Here is a 23,579-nt window from a genome sequence, read left to right on the forward strand (position 1 = left end):
CCCCGCCGGGATTACCACCCCGGCGGGGCGCCCTTTCTACCTGGCGGGGCGTCGGTTGGTTCGTAGGGCCAGGCGAAGAACCGGTGATACAGCGTTCCCGTGGTAGTGGTGGGCATGTCCACGCACGCCTCGACAAAGAACTGGGTGAGGTAGAGCATCAGCGATACCCGCGCGCCGGCGAACTCAGCCAACAGTTGACGTTTGCGGGTCAGGCACGGCCATACCTGCCCGCACCCGGCACACGTCCATACCGGACGAACTGGTAGATGCATCGTCATCGCTGGCACCCTTTCAGCGGCGTCGTGGGCTACGGTGGGAGGACCGGGGCCGCGACACTGGGGTCGAGGCGAGTGCCGATCGCCAAACCCCTGGTCCCGGCCCTCCCGAAACGGGCGCCAGCCAGGTTCGGACTCGATGCACGTCCCCGCTGGGCCTGCCACCAGGATCAGGGGAGACAGATGACCATGGAAGCAGGCGAGGGTTTTCCCCCGTCTACAGACACCCCCGCCGACCTCGGCGCCCACCTGCGAGCCGCCCGCGAGGCCGCCGGACACAGCCTCGCCGGCATGGCCGCGCTCACCCACTTCAGCAAGCCCTACCTCAGCCTCGTCGAGACCGGCCGCCGCCAGGCCACTCCCGACATCGTTGAACGCTACGAACATGCCCTCGGTGTACCGATCGGCACCCCAGCCGACCCAGTCCGCCGCACCCACGAATGGCTCCTGGACAACCCACCCGCCACCGGCTGCCTACGCGTCGGCCGCCGCATCGGCGCAACCCTGATCCGAACGTTGGAAGCCCGGGTTATCGAACTCCGCCACCTGGACGACACCGTCGGCAGCCGCACCCTGCTCCCCGTCATCCGCGCCGAACTCGACCAAGCCGAACACCTCGCCCGCACCGCCTCCTACACCGACGCCTCCGGTAGACGGCTGTACACCGTGATTGGTGAGCTGGCCCAACTCGCCGGCTGGGTCGCCAGCGACGCCGGCAACTACTCCGACGCCCAACGCCTCTACCTATCCGGCGTCACCGCCGCCGACACCGCCGGCGACCGGGCGCTGGGCGCGCAACTGCTGTCCAGCCTCGCCTACCAGATCACCAACATCGGCAAACGCGACGACGCCCTGCTCATCGCCCGCTCCGCCGTCACCGGCACCCCCCACGCCACCCCGCTCGTGCGGGCGCTGCTGCTGGAACGCCTCGCCTGGGCCGCCGCCCGAGCCCGCGACACCGATACCACCCGCCGCGCCCTCGACGCCGTCAACGACGCCTACGACCAACACTCCGACGGTATCGCCGAACCCGAATGGGTCTACTGGCTCAACCAGACCGAGATCGACGTCATGGCCGCCCGCTGCCTCATCGAACTCGGCACCCCAACCTCCGCCGAACCCCTACTCACCCGAGCACTCGCCGCCTACAACCACGACCACACCCGCGAAGTCGCCCTCTACCAAACCTGGCTCGCCGAAGGCCACGCCAAAACCGGCAACCTCGACGCCGCCCGCGCCGTCCTGCACCGCATCGACACCACCGCCATCGACGCCGGCTCCACCCGCCTACACCGCCGCATCACCGCCGTCAACCGCCTCATCAACCGCCGCACACAGAAGAAGCCCGCCAACACCACCAGACGACCGACCGAGTAGACACCCCAGCCCGTCGCCCCGCGCAGCCCGACGTGCCCCCACGTTGCTGTCACGACTGCTGTCAAAACCGCCCACAACCGATGAACCGCCGACAGGCGATTGAGCGAAAGCCCAGCTCACTACCAAGATCGAACCCATGACATCGCCGCAGCCACCGTAGCAAGGCCACACGTACTATGTGGTAGCCGGCACGACGCCGGTCCTTGTCCATAACTGCGGCACGACAAACGTCTATAGAACATCTCCGGCAGAGCGCGCTTCAAGTGAGCTGGATAGCGGGCTCAATCCTGAGCACTTCCCAGGAAGTCCCGGGAATAACCCGGATGGGTCTGCGCACTTTGGAAACAATCTAACGGCGACGGAATGGGCGCAGAATCATGGAGATACCCACGGTGTTGGGTTCCGTGTAGAGGTGCCAAATAATTGGCTAAACGGCCACGTCAGTGCGGGTAGAATCGACGTATACGAGGGACTAACTGAAAATCATTTGGAGTACATCATCCCGAAGGAGCTCTTCGGTGAGTTCAACCGATTCCAGCGTTTCCCCTGGTCAGGTAGGTGACGGTGATCGACAGACTGCCGAAGTGGGCGATAGTTGAGGGAACGGTCATTGGCCACGTTCCGTATGGATTGCTGGTCCGTGTTTCGTCGGGTGAGGCTGGGGTGGTCGATCGTATGTTCATCGCAGACACGCCAATCTCGCCTCGCGAGTGGCCAGCGATTGGGGAAGTCGTTACAGTAGTCGGCGCGGGCTATACGAGCGCTGGTCAGTTGCGACTAAGTGCTCGACAAAGTCATCTCGCGGAAGCTCGGAATCGATTGACAGAGAAGGAAGGATGAGATCCGGTAGAGCGATCGATAATTCTGACCACCGTTACACAGGGTAATACCTGGCTGCCGGCGTGCGCTGAAGCGCCCAGGTGTGCGGGTGGGTTGCCGTCACGGTCGCCGTCAGTCGACGGCTCCAATCGACACATGTCGATGATGGATGAGGTGTGCGTTGGCGGGCCGCGTAGCGGTGCGGCGTCGATCCCGGAACCACCCGTCGAGAACAGTTTGGTGAAGGGATCGTCACGGCCCAAGCCGCCGGCAGACCGGAAGGTGCTTGTGATTGGTGGTTCGGTATTGGTGGGGGCGTGCGTGCGGGGCCGTAGGCCTTGAGCGCGTGCGCGCGGCCCGGCGTAGCCGGGTCGCTCTTGATCCTGTAGAGCAGTTTTGAGCCAGTCGGATCTTGGCCGAGGGCCTTGGTCTGGCTGGCTTACTGCTTTGGTGCGCGGTTGTGGCTGCTGCGGGGGCGCTTGGTGGGCGGCGGGGCCTGGTCGTCGTTGCTGGGCCTGCGGAGGTGTTCGGGCTGTTGGGCGAAGTTGCCTCGGTCGGCTTGGTATTTGATCACTTCGTCGATGAGTTCGTTGTTGGTGTCGGCGTGGCGTAGCAGGTCGTGTAGGGCGGTGTTCTTGTCGTCGGTGGTGCGGGCGTGGTGGTAGCGGGTGGTGATGGCTTGCTGGTCGGCGAGGTAAGCGGCGACTCGGTGTCTGAGGTCGGGGTCGTCGATGGGCTCGCGGAGGACACCGCCGCGTAGAAGGTCGAAGGCGTCGGGGTGGACGAAGGTGCCTTTGCCGGCGACGCTGTAGGTGATGCGCCGATGTTGCAGTTCGCGTAGAGCGCGCTGGGCGGTCATGGAGGCCACGCCGTAGAGGTCGGCCATCTTGCGGGCGGACGGTAGTGGGTCGTTGGGGTTGAGGCGTCCGTCGCGGATCTGGTCGAGGATGTCGTCGACGACCTGCTGGAACAGGGCTCGCTTGTCGTCTGGGTCGTGGGCCATGCGCTGATCGTAGCCGTCATGGGCTGGTCGGGCGAGATAGGCGTCACATGACACTCGTGTACCCAAAACCCTTGACCATCACAGGTGTCACGTGACACCTTATGTGCACGGGACGCACGCCGCAGTGGCGTGGACCGGAGTAGAGGAGATACCGCATGTTGGTGTTGCCGATTGATGGCAGCCAGATGCTGCTGGTGCTGGCTGTGCCGGCGCCGCAGTTCAAGGACAAGGCCAATGGTGTGGCCGCGACTGATCGGGTCACGGGTGCGCCGTTGGTGGAGGTGCACCTGGCGTTGATGGTCGAGGCTGGGCAGCCGCAGGTATTGCGGGTGTCGGTGCCGCAGCCGTCGGTGCCGAAGGACCTGGCCGTGGGGCAGATGGTCAAGGCGTCCGGGTTGACGTTCGTGACCGGCGAGAAGAACGGCCGGGCCTGGCAGATCTTCCGGGCGTCGGCGTTGACGGCGGTGAAGCCCGGATGATCCATCCCCCTGATGCTGGCTTGGTCATGGTGGTGCCGGCGGTCGTGCTGGCGGTCGCCGCCCTGGCCGTACTCGTATGGCTCTGCGTACACGTCGTGCGGTACCTGGCGGCAGGCAAGCAGCTCCGTCCGGTGCTGCGGGTCGCGTGGCGGGTCAAGTACACGTGGGGGCGGACCGCCCGCCGGGTCGGCCTGGTCCAGACCGAGCGGATCCGCCCGCCGTGGTGGTCCAACCGTCCGCCGGGCACGGTCGTGACCCGGGAGCTGATCCCGGCGGTGACGGTGGCGGCCGAGCGGTGGGGCGTGCGCGTCGACGCTTCCACCGTGGGCCGGCTCGGTGTTGAGGAGTTCACGCAGGCGTCCGGGCATCTGGCCGACGTGTGGCGGGTGCCCCTGGTGAGGGTGGCGCAGGTCCGTCCTGGCCTGGTCCGGATACGGGCGCTGCTGCACGACCCCCTCACCGAACCCGCGACCTGGACCGAATCGACCGAGGCCGGGTCGGATCCGATGGTGTGGGTCGCTGGGGTGGACGCCGACGGTCAGCCGGTGGCGATTCGCTCGGCTGGTGTGTCCGGTGTGGTGGTGGCCGGGTTGGCGGGTTACGGCAAGACGTCGTTCCTCAACGCCCGGTTCTGCCAGCTCGCCCCATCGCCGGCGGTGCAGTTCGTGCTGATCGACGGCAAGGGCGGCCCGGACTACGACGATCTGTTCACCCGCGCGTGGCTGTCGGCGAAAGACGACCCGGAGCAGGTCCGTGACCATCTGGCCCGGATGCGGGCGTTGATGGTCGCCCGGCAGCACGCGATCCGCTCGGTGCTCGGGGTAAAGAATGTGTGGCACGTCGGCCCGTCCGCCTCCTGGCCCCTTGTGATGGTGGTGATCGATGAGGCGCACACGTTCCTGAACGAGACCAAGGGCACGGACACGCAGTCCAAGCGCCTCGATGCCCTGGCACGGGAGACGGCCCGGCTGGTGGAGGAGCTGATCCGGAAGGGCCGCAACGTCGGTATCCAGGTCGTGCTGGCGACGCAGAAGGCGACCGGGGATGCGATCCCGACGAAGATCCGCGACAACTGCCAGGTCGCGATCAGCTTCGCACAGCGCACCTCGGAAGCGGCCACGGCTGTGCTCGGCTCGGACATCACGGCCGCGCCGGATGAGCATCCGCGTCGCCTGCAAGACCCGGCCTATGTCGGGGTGGCGTCGATGGTCGCGCAGGGGCGGCCCGGGTTCACTCTGGTCCGCACGCCGTACGTGCCGGACGCGACCGCCGATGCGATCGCCACCGCGACCGCGCACCTGGTCCGCGACCCGCTGTACCTGTTGACCACGGGGGAGGCGGTGGCCGATGCCGCACCCCGATGACGAGTTCCCCGGGCAGAGCGGCGGCCCATTCCGCCAAGAACACTCCGCCGCGCTGCCCGGGTTCAGCCCCTATCCCAGCAGTGAGAAGGAACCACCCTCGATGATGTCACCCCACCCCATACCGGCCGACCCGGGCGGCCTGCTCCGCGTGGCGGCCTCCACCGACCTCACCCACCGGGTTGGCGAGTGCCGGTACCCGGTCGCCGTCGCTGGTAGCAGTCTGCTCGTCGAGCGCGGCACCGGCAGGATCGTCGACCGCCTCGACACGGCCACCACACACAACCGGGTGGTTGGGTTGCGGTGCCGTAGCCGCCGCGTGTCGGTGTGTCCGGCCTGTTCGGCGCTGTACAAGCTGGACGCCTACCACCTGATCGCCGCCGGCCTGCGCGGCGGAAAGGACACCCCGGCGCAAGTTGCCGACCGGCCCCGGCTGTTCGCCACGGTGACCGCGCCGTCGTTCGGGCCGGTGCACCTCGGCCCGGACCGGCACGGCCAGCCCCGCCCCTGCCACCCCCACACCCGGCGCACGCTCGTGCGCCGTAGCTGCGGCCGGTGGCACCCGGCCGCCGACCCGGTCATCGGCACACCCCTGGACCCGACCGACTACGACTACCCCGGTCAGGTGCTGTTCAACGCGCACATCGGGCCGCTGTGGGCACGGTTGACCATGGAGACGCGTCGTGGCCTGGCCGCCGCAGCCGGTCTGCCTCGCGTGGTGGCGGCCCGGCAGGTGCGGGTGGTGTTCGCCAAGGTCGCCGAGTTCCAGACCCGGGGAGTGGTACACCTACACGCCATCGTCCGCCTAGACGGCGCCGACGGCCCGTCCTCGACCCCGGCCGGCTGGGCCAGCATCGACCTGCTCGAACACGCCATCCGGGCCGCCGTTGAGCGGGTCGAGGTGACCATCCCGGCCTGCCGACGGGTGCCAGCTCAGCGGTTGCGGTGGGGCAGGCAGGTCGACATCCGTCCGATCAGCCGCGCCGGTGACCTGTCGGAGACGGTGGTGGCCCGGTACGTGGCGAAGTACGCCACCAAGGCCGCCGAGGCAGTCGGGATCGACCTCGGGCCGATCTACTGCCGCGCCTGCGACGGCCACGGCACCAATCCCACAACGACGGTGCTGTGTCACCGGTGCGCCGGGACCGGCCGGCGACCCGGCGTCAGCCTGCGGCACCTGAGCGGGCACGCCCGCCGGCTGGTCGACACCTGCTGGTGGCTGGGCGCCCACCCCGGCCTCGGTCGGCTACGGCTGCGCCGGTACGCGCACACCCTCGGCTTCCGGGGCCACTTCGCCACCACCTCCCGCACCTACTCCACCACCTTCACCGCCCTGCGCGCCGAACGCCGTAGCTGGATGGCCGACCGGTATGCCGAGCGGGCCGGCGTCGACCCGGCGGGCGTGCTCGTCGTCGGCGACTGGCGCTACGCCGAACCCGGGGGTGGGCGTGACCGCTGACCTGCTCACCGTCGCCCAGGTCATGGACCGGCTCCAAGTGTCCAAGCACACCGTCTACCACCTCATCCGCACCCGACGACTCCGATCGGTGCGCATCGGCCGCTGCCGCCGCATCCCCACCACCGCCCTGGCCGCCTACCTGCGCGAGTTGAGCGGGGAGGTGACCGGACATGGCCGGTAGGAAACGCGCCAACGGCGAAGGCACCGTCTACCAGCGCGCCGACGGCCGGTGGGAAGGCGCCGGCTACATCCAGACCGCCGACGGCAGTAGCCGACGGGTCCGCGTCTACGGCGCCACCCGCAAGGAAGCCGCCGACAAGCTGGCCGTGAAACTCGCCGACTCCCACCGCGGCCTGCCCACGACCGCCGACCCGACGCTCACCGTCGGCGACTACCTCACCCGCTGGCTCACCAGCGTGGCGGTCCACCGGGTACGGCCCACCACCTACGCCAACTACGACACCTACATCCGCCAGTTCCTCATCCCCGCCCTCGGAACCCGCCGGCTCGCCGCGCTGACCGTCACCGATGTCCGCACCTTCCTCGACACCATCCACACCGTGTGCCAGTGCTGCGCCCGTGGCTGGGACGCCCGCCGCGACCCGCACCACCCGCGCAAGGACCGGCGGCCCCGCTGCTGCGCCGTCGGCGCCTGCTGCCAACGCCGGGTGACACCGGCCACGGTCCGCTACATCCGCGCGGTCCTGTCCGCCGCCCTCGCCCACGCCGTACGAGAGGAACTGCTGCACCGCAACGCCGCCTCCCCGGTCCGACTCCCCACCCCCGCCCGCAGCCGATACCAACCGTTCACCGCCGGCGATGCCCGCAAGTACCTGTACGCTGCCGCGTTCCACCGCCACGGGCCGCTGTTCGAACTCGCGCTACGCACCGGCATGCGACGCGGCGAACTCCTCGGCCTGCAATGGTCCGACATCGACCTGACCGCCGGACACCTGTCCGTACGCCGCACTCTCGCCCGCACCAAAGGCGGCATGACCTTCCAACCACCCAAGACCGAAGCCTCACAACGGCGGATCCTGCTACCCCGAGCCTGCCTCACCTCGCTGAACCGCTACCGCCAACGCCAGGACATCGACCGGCAGGAAGCCGGTAACACCTGGGTAGATCTCGACCTTGTGTTCGCCTCAACTACGGGCGGGCCGCTCGACCCCGCGAACGTGCACCGCCAGCACGAGACGATCTGCTACCTCGCCGAGATCCGCTACATCCGCTTCCACGACCTCCGACACACCTGCGCCACGCTGCTGCTGGAACAAGGCGTCGAACTCGTCACCATCAAGGAACTCCTCGGCCACGCCCGGCTGCACGTCACCGCCGACATCTACGCCCACGTCCGACCCCGCCTGCACCGCAACGCCATCGAAGCCATGAACCGCGCCCTACACCCCGACGACACCGACCCGGACGACGACACCCCGCCCACCGACAACTGAGGCCCTGTCGCCGACAGGCCCACCCGTCAGCGGCGCCCCGACCAGACCCACCACGGTCCTGGTTGGGGCGCCGCTACTCGCTGCGCAGCGCGGCCGAGCGCTGCCAGGCGAGGAACCGTGCGTGGAGCACTCCTGACGGGGTGTGGGGTAGGTCTTCGCATGCTTGGACCAGGTACGCCGACAGGTGCAGTATCAGCGACACCCGGGCACCGGTGAACTCCGCCACGAGTTGCCGTTTCCGGGTCCGGCACGGCCACGGTACCCCGCATCCCGCGCAGATCCACTGCGGCCGTATCGGTTGATGCATCGACAACAACCCCACCACCCTCCCGGATCGTTGGAAGGGGAAGGGACCGCCACCCGTACCAAACCCAGAACCACAGCCCGGGTCGAGTGGCGCCCCTTCCCCCTGGCGCCCACCAGCCCGGCGAAAGTGCCGCAAGCGAACCGGCGAGGCCCTTACCGCCGAACCTACGAACCAACCCAGGGACACCCCAACGTCCCCACAGACACCAGCCTGGACACTTCCACGACCCTGGCGCGTCCCACCGTGTCCACTACCGTGGGACGGTATGAGTCACCGCCTCCGCGCGGCCATGCTCCGCGCCCACCTCAACCCCGCCGCCCTCGCCGAAGCCGTCGGAGTCGACGTCAAAACCGTCACCCGGTGGCTCACCGGCCGGGTCCCGCACCAGCGCACCCGCCTCGCCGTCGCCGACGCCCTCGGCGAAACCGAAGCCGATCTGTGGCCGCAGACCCGCCCCGACCAGGCACCCGGCGCGGAAGCCACCGCCGAGGTCGTCGCCGCCTACGCCCATCGCGCCGACATCGGCCACCACGTCTGGACGGACCTGCTCACCGGCGCCACGAAGCGGATCGACCTGCTCGGCTACGCCTATCCATTCCTCCTGGAACTGCTGCCCAACACCATGCAGCTCATCACCGACAAGGCCACCGCTGGTGCCAGGGTTCGGCTCGCGTTCGCCGACCCCGACTGCCCACACGTCGCCGAACGCGACAACCTCGAACAGATCGGCGGCACCCTCCCCGGCCGGATCCGCAACGCCCTCAACTTCTGCGAACCCCTCCACCAGGTGCCCGGCGTCCAGATCGGCCTGCACACCGTGCACCTGTACAACTCGGTGTTCCGCTTCGACCACCAGATGATCGTCACCCCACACCTCTACCGCGCCCGCGGCTACCAACACCCCGCCCTACACCTACGCGAACTCTCCCCGCACGGCATCTTCGCCGCCCACGCCGACCAGTTCGAACAGATCTGGCAAACCACCACCACCTACCCCACGCACACCCCGTGACCGGCCGCCGCGACCACTACCACGACCCCCACGCCCCCACCCCGAACAGCCTCATCCCCGGCGCCGCCGCCATCATCACCGACCCACACGGCCGCGTCCTGCTGCAACAACGCACCGACTCCGGCAACTGGTCCCTCCCCGGCGGCACCATGAACATCGGCGAAACCCTCCAACAATGCGCCATCCGCGAAGTCAAAGAAGAAACCGGCCTCGATATCGCCATCACCGGCCTCCTCGGCATCTACACCGACCCCGCACACGTCATCGCCTACCCCGACGGCGAGGTGCGGCAGGAGTTCACCATCACCTACCTCGCCCGCGTCACCGGCGGCACACTGACCATCAGCGACGAATCCACCGACGTCCGCTACATCCACCCCACCGACTTCGACCACATCCCCATCCACGACACCGTCCGCCTCCGCCTCCACCACCACGCCGAGCACCGCGACACCCCCTACCTCGGATAGCGTCAGACATCGATGCCTCGGCCGCCGGCGAGCGCGGACGTCTCCCCAGGTTGCCGTCACCGTCGCCGTCAACACCGATACACTTCGATGCGGCAAGTCGGTGCTACGCACGAAAGGCCAGGTGAAACGCCATAAAAGCATAGGGTCACACTGCGTGATGGGCTGAAAATCCCACACGTACTATGTGCTCGCCGGCAACACCCCGGTCCTCGTGCACAACTGTGGGGGCCTCGACGACGCAGCGCATGCAAGAATTCAGGATACTTACGGAAACGATATTGCCGATGGAGTTGACTACAATCACCAGCGTATGTGTCCGAGCTGCAACTCGGCCAGCGATGCGGCGGATCACACCATCAATGGAATTGGTGGCAACGTAGACGGCTTGGCGAACTACCTGACCGGTCAGCGCGATTTGGGTATGACGCATGTCGACCGGAGAAAGCCAGGAACAACAGCCAGGCGCGATGATACTAGACTGGACTCCAGCGGTAGAGGTGTGACGATTGTCCAAAACTCCTACATGGTTCACGCTTATCATCAATCGCTGGACGATTTCAACAGCATCTTCAATTCACTAGGGTGACGTCACATGTATCGAAGGGTTGGCCTCAGGAGTTCGGGCGATGGCTATGTCCTCACGCTCACTCCGACTCAGTTTGAGCTGGTCAGAAGGGTCCTTATCGATATCTATGGTGGTAGTCACTCCTCGAAGGTGGTTTCCGTCGTGGCCGGAGAAGCCTCAGCGAGGCTCCTCGAACTGAGGGGTCGAGAGGTGGACTTTCGATCGCGAGAAAGCATTGATGTGATGCTAAGTCACCCCGACCTTCGAGTATTGTGCGGGTCCTTGGCGTTCGCCTTCTTGAATCGCTCGTCGGAAGAGGCATTTCATAATAGGTATGGCTTCTACAGTGAGAACGTGCAGGCTGTGGGGTGGGCGATCTTTGGGGCGCTTCAAGCGATGGGAAGTTCGGCCGACTGAATCCTGACCAAATGGTGAACGCTTGATCTGACCTCCTGGATCAACCCTCGACGCCCTCAACCAACTCGCGCAAGATCAGCCCTGGCTACCAGTCATGTGCTGAGTAGCTGCGACGGCTGAAAGCCTTGTACCTGCCGAAAATGTCATCCGCGCTGGTCAGGCAGCGTGTTCGTACTCGTGGAGGATGCCGCCGAGACGGTCACGTCGGTGGATGTTCAGGTGGGTGAGACGGTCCGGGTCGGTGATCGGTTCGGGCAGTGGCGCGAGTGGCCGGACGTTGGCGATGCCCTGATGAGGGCGATGCTCGTTGTAGAAGACCTCGTATTCGCGGAGTGCGTGCAGCAGGTGCCGCTGGTTGAGGATCAGCGTCCGGTCGAGGAGTTCACGCCGGCAGGTCCGGATCCAGCGTTCCATGATCGCGTTCATCCGGGGTGCCCGTGTCCCGGTGCGGACGACATCGATACCGGCGTCGGCGAGGACGATGTCGAACAGGACCGGGTACTTGCCATCCCTGTCTCGGATCATGTATTTCACCTGGCAGCCGGCGTCTTCCAGGTCCATCACCAGGTTGCGTGCGGTCTGGGTCACCCAGGCTGCGGTCGGGTGCGCTGTGGCACCGAGGATTCGGATGCGGCGGGTGGCGTGTTCGATGACGGCCAGGACGTAGAGGCGTGCACCGGTCAGCATCACGGTTTCGAAAAAGTCGGCGGCGATGATGGCGTGGGCTTGGGAGCGTAGGAACGCCGCCCATGTGTTGCTGGTGCGCTGAGGTGCCGGATCGACACCGGCCTCTTTCAGGATCTCCCAGACGGTGGACGCGGCGACCTTGACGCCCAGGACGAGTAGTTCGCCGTGGATACGGCGGTATCCCCAGGTGCTGTTCTCCGAGGCTAGGCGCAGGACCAGCCGGCGGATTGACCGGATCGTTCGTGGCCGTCCGGCCCGGTGGGGCCGGGAACTCTGGGCATGCCGGCGGGCGATCAGATCGCGGTGCCAGCGCAGTACGGTCTCCGGGCGCACCAGCAGCCGCAGCTGGTTGCGCACGGTTCGCGGTAGCGGGTGCAGCAGGGCCGCGAGCCAGGCCCGATCCGCTGGGGTGAACCGGACCCGGTCGCCGTGCAGTTGCCGTTCGAGCACCATGATCTGGTGCCGTAGCGCGAGGATTTCGGCGTCCTTGTCGCGGTCGCTCATCGGAAGCAGCCGCAGTAGGGTCAGAGTGTTGGTCACGCCGAGGTATGCCAGTCGAAACAACACACCTCATCGTCGCCCAGCGCTCGACGTAGAGCACCGTCACGATCCAGCCGAGAAGATCCGCGTCGGCCCCAGCATCCCTGCCCCCGTGATCAAGATGGCTGTGACCAGGGTGGATGAGATTCTCGGCATCCACAACCTTAGGCATGCGGGTGTAAATCGCATTCCACTTAAGCACGCAGTTGCTGGAGCCAGTGAGGGGGCTGGTGTAAAGTGGTGCGATAGTTTCCCAAAGAGGTGCTCGGTGCCCTGCCGCAAGATTCTGTATCTGTTGGGGCGATGGGCGCCGTTGGCAGTACCATATACGGCTTATTCTATGATAGGAAGGCGTTTCGGGAATTTGGTGGGGTATCCTGCAATGCATCGAGCGCCCGATAACTACAAAGGCAAACATCGCCGTAAGTGATCGGATAAGGTTGGCGGATGCGCGGAGATGACCGGTGTCGGTAGAGGTAGGTCGCGATTTCTATTGGGTGCTGCATGGGGCGTGTCGCGCAGCCCCGGCGCTCCGTCAGTCGGTGATTGGGACTGATACCGTACTGATCAGCACGATGAACAATTTTCCCGGATTTCGTAAAGTGCTGAATCCAGTCCGTGTCGAAAGCGCTGGCCGTGATTTCGTTCAGGGCGGTGGCATCAGTCGTACTCCTCTCTCCGTGGATGCGGAGTTGAGGCTAGACCGGACCATGAGGGAAGTGCACTGGCGGGCGTTCGGCTGGGCGGCGGCAGAGGCTTCGTCGAGTTTGCCTCGTTGGGATGATGAAGTTGGGGTGGCCGTACGTCTAGCGATGGCGATTGCTGAGGCACGCGATGCGCCATGGGTGGGAGCCGACCACTTGCTGGAGGCGCTCCTGGCGGATTCGGCTAACGCGGCGAGCAATTTTGTCCGGAAGCAAGGGGTGGACCTTGATCTTTTGACCGAGGTGGCACGACGGACCTGGCCGGTTCCTGGTGGGAGTCCACCGCGTCAAGCGCTTGCGGAGATGCTCAATCGAGTCGGTGTCCTTATTCAGCCAGGTCGAGAGAATCGTCGGCGGACAACTACTCTGAAGAGGATGGTGGCGGTCAGCGTCCTCCGATTAGTGGCTCAAACGAATCCCGTGCTTTTCCTCCTAGAGGACGAGGCCATCGCGGAAACGGTTCGCTTGGGACACGACAGAACAACATTGATTCACCTCATCCTGGCCGTCTTGGTTCTTGAGGAGGAGATGACGACAAGCGGGCTCTCTCCAACAGCCGGATACATGCAATCATGTGACTTCGTGCTACGGCACTTCGGGATTGACCGAGAAGCTACTCTTTCGGCTGCCGCGTCTAATCCTCAAGTAGGAGAAATTGCATCACCGCAGCGGCGTCGAAGCTGGCGAAGTAGCTCGAAAAACCCACCATGGACGGTGGCTGCTGTGCGGGCCGCCGAAGCAGCACGACTTGTGGCATCTTCTGGTAATGGGGCCGCCTTGGGCAGCGCACATCTCCTGCATGCGGTTCTTGCCGATTCTGACAACTTGGGCCGAAGAGTATTAAGCGAGCAATTCGTGGATACGGGTGCTGTGCAAGACCTGCTCGTCCGTCGCCTAGGGCTGGCGAGTAGCCCTGATGGTAGTTGAGATTGAATCCCCAGGGCCAAAGGGGGACACCGTCTGTACACCGCCATCCGCACCGCACCCGGCTGACCACCGCGCACCGACCGGAACCAGGCGGCCCGACCACAGGCCACGAACCCCGGCCCCACCCCAACACAACACAACCCTGCCCGGAGCAAGCCGATCACGTAATCGGCGATTCCGCCGTACCCCAAAACCACCCGATATCAGAGCTATTCAACCGCGACCATCACGAACCGCGTCGGTGGATCGAGGCTAAGGGCGGCGGGGACTCCGGCGCGACGGCGCGCGGCGATGGTGGTTCGAGCGGCGGGTCTTGTAAGACCAACAGCTTCGTTCCCGGCACCAGGGTCCTGATGGCGGACGGCTCCACCAAGCCGGTGGAGGATGTGCAGCCGGGTGACAAGGTCCTGGCCACCGACCCGGAGACGGGCGAGACCGTGGCCGAGACGGTCACCGCGGCCATCAAGGGTGACGGCGTCAAGGTCAGTCGTCGCGGTGGGCCGCCCACCAGGCCAGAAACCCGTTCAGAGGGCACCTTCTATATCCGGGGTCGCGCCGAGCCGATCTTCATCGGTGGATCGAGGCTTAGCTGTCGCCTGATTCCTCCACTACGGAAAGTGCGCCTGATGGGCAAAGTTCGATGGCCTCGCGGGCGCGGTGGGCGGCTTCGCCTTCGGGGTGTTTGGTGATGAGCAAGACGATGCCGTCGTCGTGTTGGTCGAAGACGGTCGGCTCGGTCAGCACGCACTGGCCGGCTCCGATGCAGACGTCGGTGTTCGCCTCGATGCGCATGTCGTCCTCCGTTACCAGGCGACCGGGAGTTCCTCGATGCCGTAGACGAACGCGTCGGTCTTGAACGGGATGTCGTCGAGCGGTGCGGCTAGGCGGAGGGTGGGGATGCGGTGGAACAGGGTGTCGAAGACGATTTGTAGCTCCATGCGGGCCAGGGTTTGGCCGATGCACTGGTGCGGGCCGAAGCCGAAGGCGACGTGGTGGCGCGCGCCGCGTTCGAGGTCGAGCCGGTCGGGGTCGGCGAAGACCGCAGGGTCGCGGTCGGCGGCCAGCCCGGAGATGACGACCCCGTCGCCGGCGCTGATGGTGGTGTCGCCGAGTTGTACGTCTTCGGTGGCCACGCGGGCGGTGACAGTGTCGGCGATGGTGAAGTAGCGCAGTAGTTCCTCGACGGCCAGCGGGGTATTGTCCGGATTATTTTTGATCATGGCTAGCTGGTCGGGATGTTCGAGCAGTCCAACGACGCCGAGGGAGATCATGTTCGCGGTGGTTTCGTGACCGGCGACGAGCAGGAGGAAGGCCATACTGACCATGCTCGCGCGATCGAAGGTGCCGTTCGCGTGGTGTTTGGCGATCTGTCGGCCGAGCAGGTCGTCGGTGGGGTCGGTGAGCTTGCGGTCGATCAGGTTGCCGAGGTAGGTGTTCAGTTCCTCCTGGATCCGTACCCGAACCTCCGTTGGTGTGGTGTGGCGGAGCAAGGGGCCGGTCAGGCCCTGGAAGAAGTCGTGGTCGGCGTAGGGGACCCCGAGCAGCTCGCAGATGACCAACGATGGCACCGGTAGCGACAGCGCCTCGACCAGGTCGACGGAGCGTCGCGTGGTGGCGAGCATCTCGTCGATGTGCTGGTCGACGATCTGCTGGATCCGTGGTCGTAGCCCGGCCATGCGGCGGACGGTGAACTCGCCCATCAGGGCCCGCCGCGCCTGGGCGTGCTCTTCACCATCCATGCCGAGCATGGAGGTGGGTTGGGACTGTAGCTGTTCCCTCGTCTCCGGGTCGGTGCTGACGAACGGGAAGTTGTCTCTCCGGCGGTCGGAGGAGAATCGCCGGTCGGCGAGGACGGCGCGTCCCAGCTCGTGCCCGGCGATCCACCAGGCCTCGCCGCCGGTCTTCAGGTGGACCTTGGCGATCGGCGATTCTTCCCTGATCTGTTCGTATTCGGCGGGTGCGGTGAATGGGCATCCACGCTGGACAGGGAAGTCGGCGTCGGTGAGCGGGCCGGAGGTAGTCCCGGTCATTTCGATCGAGGCAGTCTCTGTCATGGCGATCGTCACCTCGCAGAAGTGGATGTCGTTACGCCGCTCGGCCTCAGGCTAGCCGGATGGTGGTCGCCCGTCCATGCCCGGTCGTCGATGGCCTGACTCCGCCGACCGGCCGGGCCAACAGGGGTCGCCCTCCGGCACGTGCTCGCCGTTGAGCTCAGCCACCTTCTATCCGATCCGGGTCGCTTCGATGGTGGTGCTCGTCCGCGCCGTACGGAAGGTGGCGAGCACCGCGGTCGCGGCGAGCGCGAGGCTCGTGGCGAGGATCAGGTAGTAGGACGGAGGTAGCCAGGTAATCGTTCGTCGGCCTTCGGTGAGGCCGGCGACGAGGCACCAGGCGGTGAGGATTCCGAGTCCGACGCAGAGTGCGAAGACCGTGCCGAGCGGCAGGGCGGCTTCGGCGACGATGACGCGGCGTACGGTCGATGCGGGCATTCCCATCAGGCGGAGCAGGCCGAGTACCCGTTTGCGGTCCAGGATGGCGGCGATGCTGGAGACGGCGAGGGAGACCGCGGAGATCAGGGTGGCCACGAGCACGGCCAGGTGGCCGAGGTTGGCGTAGCGGTCGGCCCAGGTTTGCCACCGGGCGCCTTCGTGGTCGGCCTGGGTCATGGGCGGATACGACAGGCGCAGTTCGCTGCCGAGGATGGCGGTGCGGGCGCGTTCGACCGAGTGCGTCGTGCCGTCGGTGGCGACGAGCAGGATCCTCGGCGTGGGGCCGGGTGTGGTCGCTGGGCGGGTGGCCGGCGGGCCGCCGCTCAGGGGGCTGTCGGTGACCAGCGGGCCGCCGCCGAAGGGGCTGCCGGTGACCTGGATGTGGCTGGCGCCGTGGGGGTTGGGCAGGCCGACGCGGGTGGCGTCGGCGGCGGTGAAGACAGCTCCGCCCTCGGGGTGCGAGTTGCCGATCGCGGTCGCGGTGACTCCGTCGGTGCGGGCGATCCGGGATGCCGTGGCGGTGACCGCGGTGGTACTGGACGCCGTTGCGCCGGCGTCGTCCGGTGGTGGCGGGCTGAGCCAGCCGATCAGGATGGAGGGCGAGAGATGCTCGGAATCTTCGGGGAGTGCTTCCTCGGCGACGGTGGTGATCCCGGCGGAGAAGACCGATACCAGGAAGACGGCGGCGACCAGGCCGCTGACCGCGCGGAAGGTGGCCCGCGGGTGTTGTCGCATGCGGTTCATCGCGATCACTCCGGCGGTGCGGTGCGCGCCGCGGGCCGCGATCCGAGCGGTCCAGTAGGTGAGCACCGGCCCGGCGGCGATCAGCCCGACCAGGAGCAGGATGAAGCCGGCGATGAGGATCCAGTCGGTACGGGGGAACGGGGTGTGGAGCAGGGCGGCGGCCGTGGCCCCCAGCAGCACCACCACGCCGGCGATGAGCGGCACCACGCCGAGGGCGGTGGGGCGGCGTTCGGTTCGCTCGCGGCTGCCGCCGAGGGGGCCGATGCCGGCCCGGCTGGTGCGCCATCCGGCGATGGCGGTGCAGCCGGCCACGACCCCCGCGACGACGATGAGCACGGTGCCCGACGGCACGGTCAGGTCGGTGCGGAAGAACCGGCCGTCTTCCATTTCGACCAGGGCGGCGACCGGGGCGAGCAGCCACGCCAGGACTATTCCGGCCAGGGCACCGACGAGGCTGGTCACCCCGGTCTCGGTGGCGGCGATGGCGGCGACCCGGCGGGGTGTGGCGCCGATGAGGCGTAGGGCGGCGAAGCGTTCCGCGCGGGTGGCCGCGCCGAGGCGGGTGACGATGCCGACCAGGATCAGGACGGGAAGCAGAATCGCGATGGCGCCGATGATGGTGATGGTGCGGTAGTTGCTGCTCGGGTAGGAAACCCCGCGGAACTCCGTGACCGACCAGACGCCTCCGTTGAGGAAGACGCTTCCCGCCATGCCGCCGAACGATGAGCGTAGGTTCTCGGTCGTCGCCCCGGTCACCACCACCAGCGAGTCCGGGCTCGCCAGGCCCGAGGCGTCGATGACGCCGGCCCGGGTGCCGTACCGGGAACCGAGGAGGTCGGTGGGGTGCGCCTCGATGCGGGCGATCAACGCGGGGGAGGCGTGATAGGTGCCGGCCGCCGGGGGCCGCCCGACGCCGGGCACGACCACGGTCGAGTCCGGCGTCGCGACGAGGTCGACTCTGCTGATCTTTTCCCCGTCGAAGTGTTCCATGCTGGTCGTCGCCAGCACCGTCTCGTCGCTCGGCGCGGCGGTTGCGGGGTCGGGGACCTGGGTCGCCACCTGATCGCCCAGGGCCATCCAGGTGGCGCGTTCGGTGCGGGAGGTGACCCCGCCGTAGGCGCCGAGGAGCAACAGCAGCAGCGCGACGCCGACCGCGATGCCCCCGGCCATGCCGACCAGCCGCCCGGTGGCCCCGCGGCCCTCGGCTGTGACGAGTCTGGTCAGGGTGAACAGTCTCATCGGTACGCCCCTCCGGCCGTGATCTGCCCATCGCGGACGACGACTTCCCGGTCGGCGTAGGCGGCCGTACGTGGGTCGTGGGTGGTGAGGATGACGGCGGTGTTGGCGTCTCTCGCCGCTTCGGTGAGGGCGAGCATGACGGTCTCGGCGGCGAGTGAGTCCAGCGATCCGGTCGGCTCGTCGGCGAAGATCATGGTCGGTTTGGTGGCCAGGGCTCGGGCGGCGGCGACCTGCTGCGCCTGCCCGCCGGAGAGCTGCGCCGGCAGTTTCCGGGAGCACTCGGCCAGGCCGAGCCGGTCGAGCCAGCTGTCAGCCCGGCGTCGGGCTTCGCGCCGGCTGACGCCGGCCAGCAGGAGGGGAATCGTCACGTTGTCCACCGCGGACAGGTCTGGCAGGAGTTGACCGTACTGGAAGACGAGTCCGAATCTGTCCAGGCGCAGCCGCGACCGGCCCGCCTCGTCGAGGTCGCTGAGGCGAACCGTGTCGTGGTCGACGGTGCCCTGATCCGGGACCAGGACGCCGGCGAGCACGTGCAGGAGGGTGGATTTGCCCGACCCGGAGGGGCCGGTCACCGCGATGATCTCTCCGGCGTGGCAGTCCAGGTCGATGCCGCGTAGGGCTTCGGTCAGCCCGAACGCGAGCCGTAGCCCCCGTGCCCGCAGGAGGGGAGCCGACCCGTCCTGGGGGGCTGGCGCCGACGTGCTGATGGTCTCGACCTCGTTCACTTTTTTACCTCGGCTTGTAGCTGGGACAGGCGGGCCACGGTCAGGTCGATCCAGCGCAGGTCCGCCTCGATGTGGAACAGGGCGTGGTCGCAGGCGAGGATGACGGCGAGACCGGCTCCCCGCTTCTCGTTGGTCAGCTCCCGCATGCGGGCCATGTGCCGGGTTCGTTGCAGGTCCAGCAGCCGGCCCGCGTCGTCGCCGAGCAGCAGCGCGATGATGGTCTTGGCGAAGAGGTCGCTCTGCAGGGATTCTGACGGCACCTCGGGGGTGAAGATCCACTCCAGGACCCGGGTACGGCCCGCGGGGGTGATTCCGTAGCGCTTGCGCTCCGGGCCGGCACCGGCCTCCGCGCCGACCGCGACGATCCAGCCGTCGCGCATCAGCCGGGTCAGGGTCGTGTAGACCTGCCCGAACGCCAGCGGCTTCTTCAGCCCGAACCAGCGGTCGTATCTGTTCTTCAGGTCGTAGCCGTAGCTCGCGCCGGTGCCGAGGAGGCCGAGCAGGGTTGTCGTGTTGTCCACGCCCCGGGACTCTATGCACTCGGCATCTACACTCGCAATCTACTCTGGTTCGTAAGGTTGTCGAGAGTGGAGTTCGGCGGAGATGTCGCGCTAGCGTCAACTTCCGGTTGACGCAGCGCATCGTCAACCTATGGTTGACGCATGACTGAACCATTGATGATGCCCCACCCGGTACGCCTCGACGAGCTGATCGACCACATCAAGCAGGCGCACACCGACACGCTGGACCAACTCGCCGACGCGGTCCTTGCCGGGGACCACCTCGGCGAGGTGGCCGACCATCTGATCGGGCACTTCGTTGACCAGGCGCGGCGCTCGGGTGCCTCATGGACCGAGATCGGCCGCAGCATGGGCGTCAGCAAACAGGCCGCCCAGAAGCGCTCGGCGGCGAAGGTGGCGAGCGCCGCGGCGCTGGAGTCGGATGCCGGCTTCAGCCGGTTCACCACCCGAACCCGCAACGCCGTCGTGGCCTCCCAGGAGGAGGCGCGCGCCGCCGGAAACGCCGAGATCGGTCCGGCGCACCTGGCGTTGGGGCTGCTGGTCGACCCGGACGCACTCGCCCCGCAGTTGATCACGGCGCGCGGGGTGTCCCTGGACCACCTCCGGGACGCGGTCACGGCGACCCTGCCGGCGCGCGTCGAGCAGGTCCCGGACCTGATCCCGTACGACGCACGCGGCAAGAAGGCCCTGGAGCTCACCCTCCGGGAGGGGCTTCGCCTCGGCCACAATTACATCGGGACCGAGCATGTGCTGCTGGCCCTGCTTGAGGAGGAGGACGGCGACGGCGTGCTCACCGGCCTTGGCCTGGAGAAGGAGGGTGTGGAGGCCGCGCTCCAGGGCGCGCTCGCCGAGCTCACCCGGAAGAAGCGCTGAGTAGCCGGAGCGCTGCGTCGCCGGAGCGCTGGCTAGCCGGAGAGCTGCGTCGCCGGAGAGCTGCGTCGCCGGAGAGCTGGGGAGCCGGAGCGCCGCGCAGCCGGCAGGCAGGGTAAGCAGCCGGAGTTGCCTAGCCCGGACAGGGCGGGCGTGGCAGTCGAAGGAGGCGGGATGGGGCAGGGGTTGCGCATCGCGGTGGCACAGCCCGGTTGCGTCGCGTACGACGTGGCGGTCAACGCCGCGGCGCACGCGGCGGCCGTCCGGGCGGCCCACGCGCGGGTGGTGGTCTTCCCCGAGCTGTCGCTGACCGGCTACGAGTTGGACGCGCTGCCGGTCGCCCCGGACGACGAACGGCTGGCGCCCATCGTCGCCGCCTGCGCCGAGACCGGGGCGCTCGCGCTGGTCGGCGCCCCGGTTCCCGGTCCGAGCATCGGTGTGCTGGCGGTGGACGGGGAAAGCGCGTGGGTTGCCTACCGGAAGGTCCACCTGCACGGCGGGGAGCTGGACCGTTTCGTCCCCGGTGTGCCCGCCGCGATCGATGTGGACGGGTGGCGGCTGGGCCTCGCCGTCTGCCGCGACACCGGCGTCCCCGAGCATGCCGCGAAGACGGTCGCGCTGGGGATCGACGGCTACGTTGCGGGCGTGGTCCACGCCGAGGACGAGGCCGACGTGCACGGCGAGCGGGCCCGTCGGGTCGCCGCGGACCACGGCGTCTGGGTGGCGGTGGCGGCCTTCGCGGGTCCGACCGGTGGCGGCTTCGCCCGTACGTCCGGCCGTTCGGGTATCTGGTCCGCCGCCGGGGAGTTGGTCACCGAGGCGAGCGCCGCCCCCGACGAGGTCGCCCGGGCGGTCCTCGCCCGGAGCGTGCGCTGACGTACGCCCGCACCTGGGGGTTACTGCGGGCAGGGGTACTCCTGGAATGTCTTGTAGCCGCTGCGGGTGCCGACCATGGTGGGTTCACCCTGGCAGTCCTCGTGGAAGCTTCCCACCACGGTGGTGAACGACGGGCCGGAGTAGAAGGTCGTGTAGCACTCGTAGCCGAACGTGCAGGCGCGAGCCGACGCGGGTGCTGCGGGCGAGACCAGGACGGCGGCGGCGAGGAAGGCCAGGGTGACGAAGAGGCGTCGGATCATGATGGTGGACCTCCGGTAGTGCGGGCTGATCAATCGAGAACTAACTGTGCCGTCAGCATTAACCAGCACGAAACAAATAACAACTCGGCTTTTCGTGTGCGCGTTGCTTCCGGGGCGCCTTCCGCGGCGTAGGATTTGCCCGATTCCACTGACATTCCTGCCGGTGACGCCGTGTTCGGTGCGGCCCACGTGGGGAGCGGCCTCGGGAGGCGATGTGTGGGCATTGTCGACTATGGTGCGATCGTGAGTTCTATTGCTCCATGCCAAATTGCTAATGTCGGCGGCTCCAGCGGTATCAACGGCTCAGGCGGCATCGGCCTTCGGCGCTACCGCACGGCCCGGCATGGTCGGCGCGGCGGCGGCAGCGGCCCGCTCCGTCGATTCGGGCGTCGCACCAGACCCGGGCCCGCAGCGACTGTCGGTCCTCCTCGCTGAGGGTGGTGTCGCCGAAGTCGATGACGGTGACGTGCGCGAGGGAGTCGCGGAGCGCCGTGGCCAGGCTAGCCGCATCGTCCTGGTTGGTGAGGGTGGTGGGCAGGTGGAGGACCCAGCGTGCGGCCATCGGCGCTACCCGCTGTCGGCTTCGCCGGGGACGCGGTGCGTGTCCATCCGGCGAGCGTGGGGTGCGTCGGTGTGGTGGTGGCAGCAGTCGGTGTGCCGGGACTGCCACTGGCGCAGGGCCTGCCGGATCCGCTCCGCCTCGGTGTTCGCGGTGGTCAGGTCGCGGTGCAGCCGGTCGATCTCGTTGGCGACCCGGCCCAGATAGTCGTGCACCTGCTGCGGGTCGAGGCCCCGTCGGCGGACGTCGAAGATGGCGCTCCGGACCTGGTACGCGCGCAGCCGGTCCTCGCTCGGGTAGGTCATCGCTGGGTCGCCTTCAGTCGCGCGACCGAACCGTCGTCAATGGCCTTCACGGGTGCTCCTTCTGGTCGCTGTCGAGGCCGGGGCGGGCGCCTGGATGAGGTGGAGGGTGGCGCCCGCCCCGGGGGCGACCGAACAATATTTGGTCGGTCCCAGACAAGATTTATTGCAACCCTGGCTTGATGCAATGTCTCGCGGGAGGATGCGGACCAAGGGATGAGGTGCCTAACGCGACGACAGTAAAGGAGATGGCGTGGATGACTCGGGGAGCACCGTTCCGCGTAGGCAACTCGGGAGATATCTGAGAGAGCTTCGAGAAAACGCGTATGTCACGGTGTCGGCCGCCGCGAAGGAACTGGAGTGGTCGGCGCCGCGGATCTGGCGGTACGAGACCGGTCAGGTCCCCATGCACCCCAACGATGTGGAGGCCATGTGCCGGGTCTATGGCGCGGCCCGGGAGACGATCGAGACGATGCGGGCGCTGGCCCGGGAGACCAAGGCGCACGGCTGGTGGCACAGCTACGGCTCGGTGATCAAGGACTGGTTCAAGCTCTACGTCGGCCTGGAGGCCGCCGCGACCCGGATCCGACACTACGAGGTCAACCTGGTTCCCGGCCTGTTGCAGACCGTGGAGTACATGACCGAGGTGATCGCCACCGACCATCCGCAGCTCAGTGCGGCGGAGCGCCAGGCGAAGGTAGAGGTTCGCCTGCACCGGCAGCGGCTGTTGGCGCGGGCGATCCCCCGGGCGCCCCAGCTCGAGGTGGTGCTGAACGAGGCGGTGCTGCGGCGGCCCCTGCGGGACCGCCCGGCGATGGTGCGTCAACTCGAGGCGCTGCTCGTCGCCGGGCAACGGCACAACGTCGGTCTCCGGGTGCTGCCGCTGAGCGCCGGGGTGTTCCGCTGGGCGCATGCGGGCACCTTCACCACGCTGGAGTTCCCGACCGACGTGCGGGAGCCGGAGCCGACCACCATCTATACGGACGGGCCATGCGGGGCGGTCTACCTTGACAAGGCCCACGAGATCGAAACCTACGAGGAAGCCTGGCGGTCGCTCAGCGAGCGTGCGCTGGGCGTTGCCGAGTCCGGTGAGTTGATCGCGGCGATTGCGAAGGAGATGAGCGATGAGGCGTGACGG

At 67.4% G+C, this 23,579-nt stretch carries 25 protein-coding genes and 1 pseudogene; 14 read left to right on the top strand and 12 right to left on the bottom strand.

The genetic code is table 11. The features are described 5' to 3' along the window. Positions 1-11: 11 nt before the first annotated feature. Positions 12-278, bottom strand: coding sequence for a hypothetical protein (locus tag T398_RS08520; RefSeq protein ID WP_016811754.1), 267 nt, complete (start codon positions 276-278; stop codon positions 12-14). Between the two features lie 180 nt (positions 279-458). Between T398_RS08520 and T398_RS08525 the strand changes: the two genes are divergently transcribed. After that, on the top strand, positions 459-1,652 hold the full coding sequence (locus T398_RS08525) for a helix-turn-helix domain-containing protein (protein ID WP_018831731.1): 1,194 nt from the start codon (positions 459-461) through the stop codon (positions 1,650-1,652). Between the two features lie 1,258 nt (positions 1,653-2,910). Here T398_RS08525 and T398_RS08530 read toward each other — a convergent pair. Beyond that, on the bottom strand, positions 2,911-3,474 hold the full coding sequence (locus T398_RS08530) for a GntR family transcriptional regulator (RefSeq protein WP_029126707.1): 564 nt from the start codon (positions 3,472-3,474) through the stop codon (positions 2,911-2,913). 155 nt (positions 3,475-3,629) lie between these two features. Here T398_RS08530 and T398_RS08535 point away from each other — a divergent pair, with 155 nt between their 5' ends. The 5 genes from T398_RS08535 to T398_RS08555 all read left to right on the top strand — a co-directional run bounded on the left by T398_RS08535 (position 3,630) and on the right by T398_RS08555 (position 8,227). Further along, positions 3,630-3,953, top strand: a complete 324-nt coding sequence (locus T398_RS08535) for a hypothetical protein (RefSeq protein WP_018820671.1) — start codon at positions 3,630-3,632, stop codon at positions 3,951-3,953. A 26-nt stretch (positions 3,954-3,979) separates the two neighbouring features. Beyond that, positions 3,980-5,317, top strand: coding sequence for an FtsK/SpoIIIE domain-containing protein (locus T398_RS08540; protein ID WP_496445825.1), 1,338 nt, complete (start codon positions 3,980-3,982; stop codon positions 5,315-5,317). A gap of 100 nt (positions 5,318-5,417) precedes the next feature. Beyond that, positions 5,418-6,773 carry a replication initiator gene (locus T398_RS08545; RefSeq protein WP_496437133.1) on the top strand — a complete coding sequence of 452 codons (1,356 nt, stop codon included), beginning with the start codon at positions 5,418-5,420 and terminating at the stop codon, positions 6,771-6,773. Beyond that, on the top strand, positions 6,757-6,954 hold the full coding sequence (locus T398_RS08550) for a helix-turn-helix domain-containing protein (RefSeq protein WP_018813228.1): 198 nt from the start codon (positions 6,757-6,759) through the stop codon (positions 6,952-6,954). Before T398_RS08545 ends, T398_RS08550 begins: the two co-directional genes overlap by 17 nt. Next, entirely contained in the window at positions 6,944-8,227 is a 1,284-nt protein-coding gene (locus tag T398_RS08555; RefSeq protein WP_496445792.1) for a tyrosine-type recombinase/integrase, read from the top strand. The genes T398_RS08550 and T398_RS08555 overlap by 11 nt, the downstream gene beginning before the upstream one ends. Positions 8,228-8,300: 73 nt before the next feature. Here the strand turns inward: T398_RS08555 and T398_RS08560 are convergent, their stop codons facing one another. Further along, positions 8,301-8,534 (bottom strand): flavin reductase, encoded by a 234-nt coding sequence (locus tag T398_RS08560; protein WP_196232286.1) that lies wholly within the window; start codon positions 8,532-8,534, stop codon positions 8,301-8,303. Positions 8,535-8,823: 289 nt separating this feature from the next. Between T398_RS08560 and T398_RS08565 the strand changes: the two genes are divergently transcribed. The 3 genes from T398_RS08565 (at position 8,824) to T398_RS08575 (ending at position 10,602) form a co-directional block, all read left to right on the top strand. Continuing rightward, positions 8,824-9,546, top strand: a complete 723-nt coding sequence (locus T398_RS08565; protein ID WP_496445826.1) for an XRE family transcriptional regulator — start codon at positions 8,824-8,826, stop codon at positions 9,544-9,546. Next, positions 9,543-10,016, top strand: coding sequence for an NUDIX domain-containing protein (locus tag T398_RS08570; protein WP_496445793.1), 474 nt, complete (start codon positions 9,543-9,545; stop codon positions 10,014-10,016). The genes T398_RS08565 and T398_RS08570 overlap by 4 nt, the downstream gene beginning before the upstream one ends. Before the next feature lie 184 nt (positions 10,017-10,200). Then, complete coding sequence (locus tag T398_RS08575; protein WP_496445794.1) at positions 10,201-10,602, top strand: hypothetical protein; 402 nt, start codon at positions 10,201-10,203, stop codon at positions 10,600-10,602. 552 nt (positions 10,603-11,154) lie between these two features. Here T398_RS08575 and T398_RS08580 read toward each other — a convergent pair. Beyond that, the gene (locus tag T398_RS08580; RefSeq protein WP_496445795.1) at positions 11,155-12,252 is read right to left on the bottom strand and encodes an integrase core domain-containing protein; all 1,098 of its coding nucleotides are present in this window, start codon (positions 12,250-12,252) and stop codon (positions 11,155-11,157) included. Positions 12,253-12,800: 548 nt separating this feature from the next. Between T398_RS08580 and T398_RS08585 the strand changes: the two genes are divergently transcribed. Together T398_RS08585 and T398_RS08590 are read left to right on the top strand one after the other, a co-directional pair. Then, complete coding sequence (locus T398_RS08585; RefSeq protein ID WP_496445796.1) at positions 12,801-13,856, top strand: hypothetical protein; 1,056 nt, start codon at positions 12,801-12,803, stop codon at positions 13,854-13,856. 254 nt (positions 13,857-14,110) lie between these two features. Beyond that, positions 14,111-14,338 (top strand): annotated as a pseudogene (locus tag T398_RS08590) (Hint domain-containing protein); the annotation flags it as partial. A 103-nt stretch (positions 14,339-14,441) separates the two neighbouring features. Here the strand turns inward: T398_RS08590 and T398_RS08595 are convergent. From T398_RS08595 to T398_RS08615, 5 genes are all read right to left on the bottom strand, one after another. Continuing rightward, entirely contained in the window at positions 14,442-14,648 is a 207-nt protein-coding gene (locus tag T398_RS08595; RefSeq protein ID WP_496445797.1) for a (4Fe-4S)-binding protein, read from the bottom strand. An 11-nt stretch (positions 14,649-14,659) separates the two neighbouring features. Continuing rightward, a complete protein-coding gene (locus T398_RS08600; protein WP_496445798.1) occupies positions 14,660-15,910 on the bottom strand; it encodes a cytochrome P450 in 1,251 nt (416 codons plus the stop codon). Positions 15,911-16,078: 168 nt separating this feature from the next. Continuing rightward, positions 16,079-18,328: an FtsX-like permease family protein gene (locus T398_RS08605; protein WP_496445799.1), complete on the bottom strand. Its 2,250-nt coding sequence runs from the start codon at positions 18,326-18,328 to the stop codon at positions 16,079-16,081. Next, positions 18,325-19,053 (bottom strand): ABC transporter ATP-binding protein, encoded by a 729-nt coding sequence (locus T398_RS08610; RefSeq protein WP_496445800.1) that lies wholly within the window; start codon positions 19,051-19,053, stop codon positions 18,325-18,327. Before T398_RS08610 ends, T398_RS08605 begins: the two co-directional genes overlap by 4 nt. Next, a complete protein-coding gene (locus tag T398_RS08615; RefSeq protein ID WP_496445801.1) occupies positions 19,050-19,574 on the bottom strand; it encodes a PadR family transcriptional regulator in 525 nt (174 codons plus the stop codon). The genes T398_RS08610 and T398_RS08615 overlap by 4 nt, the downstream gene beginning before the upstream one ends. Positions 19,575-19,715: 141 nt before the next feature. Between T398_RS08615 and T398_RS08620 the strand changes: the two genes are divergently transcribed. Together T398_RS08620 and T398_RS08625 are read left to right on the top strand one after the other, a co-directional pair. After that, complete coding sequence (locus tag T398_RS08620; RefSeq protein WP_496445802.1) at positions 19,716-20,447, top strand: Clp protease N-terminal domain-containing protein; 732 nt, start codon at positions 19,716-19,718, stop codon at positions 20,445-20,447. A gap of 171 nt (positions 20,448-20,618) precedes the next feature. After that, complete coding sequence (locus T398_RS08625) at positions 20,619-21,320, top strand: carbon-nitrogen hydrolase family protein (RefSeq protein WP_496445803.1); 702 nt, start codon at positions 20,619-20,621, stop codon at positions 21,318-21,320. 20 nt (positions 21,321-21,340) lie between these two features. On the opposite strand, the gene T398_RS08630 is transcribed toward T398_RS08625, so the two are convergent. The 3 genes from T398_RS08630 to T398_RS08640 all read right to left on the bottom strand — a co-directional run bounded on the left by T398_RS08630 (position 21,341) and on the right by T398_RS08640 (position 22,444). After that, positions 21,341-21,580, bottom strand: a complete 240-nt coding sequence (locus T398_RS08630; RefSeq protein WP_496445804.1) for a DUF6289 family protein — start codon at positions 21,578-21,580, stop codon at positions 21,341-21,343. 295 nt (positions 21,581-21,875) lie between these two features. After that, a complete protein-coding gene (locus tag T398_RS08635) occupies positions 21,876-22,142 on the bottom strand; it encodes a hypothetical protein (protein WP_496445805.1) in 267 nt (88 codons plus the stop codon). 5 nt (positions 22,143-22,147) lie between these two features. Then, positions 22,148-22,444, bottom strand: a complete 297-nt coding sequence (locus T398_RS08640; protein WP_496445806.1) for a DivIVA domain-containing protein — start codon at positions 22,442-22,444, stop codon at positions 22,148-22,150. Between the two features lie 250 nt (positions 22,445-22,694). Here T398_RS08640 and T398_RS08645 point away from each other — a divergent pair, with 250 nt between their 5' ends. Beyond that, entirely contained in the window at positions 22,695-23,576 is an 882-nt protein-coding gene (locus T398_RS08645; protein WP_496445807.1) for a helix-turn-helix domain-containing protein, read from the top strand. The last annotated feature ends 3 nt before the right edge of the window (positions 23,577-23,579 follow it).

The sequence above is a fragment of the Salinispora goodfellowii genome (assembly GCF_059570675.1).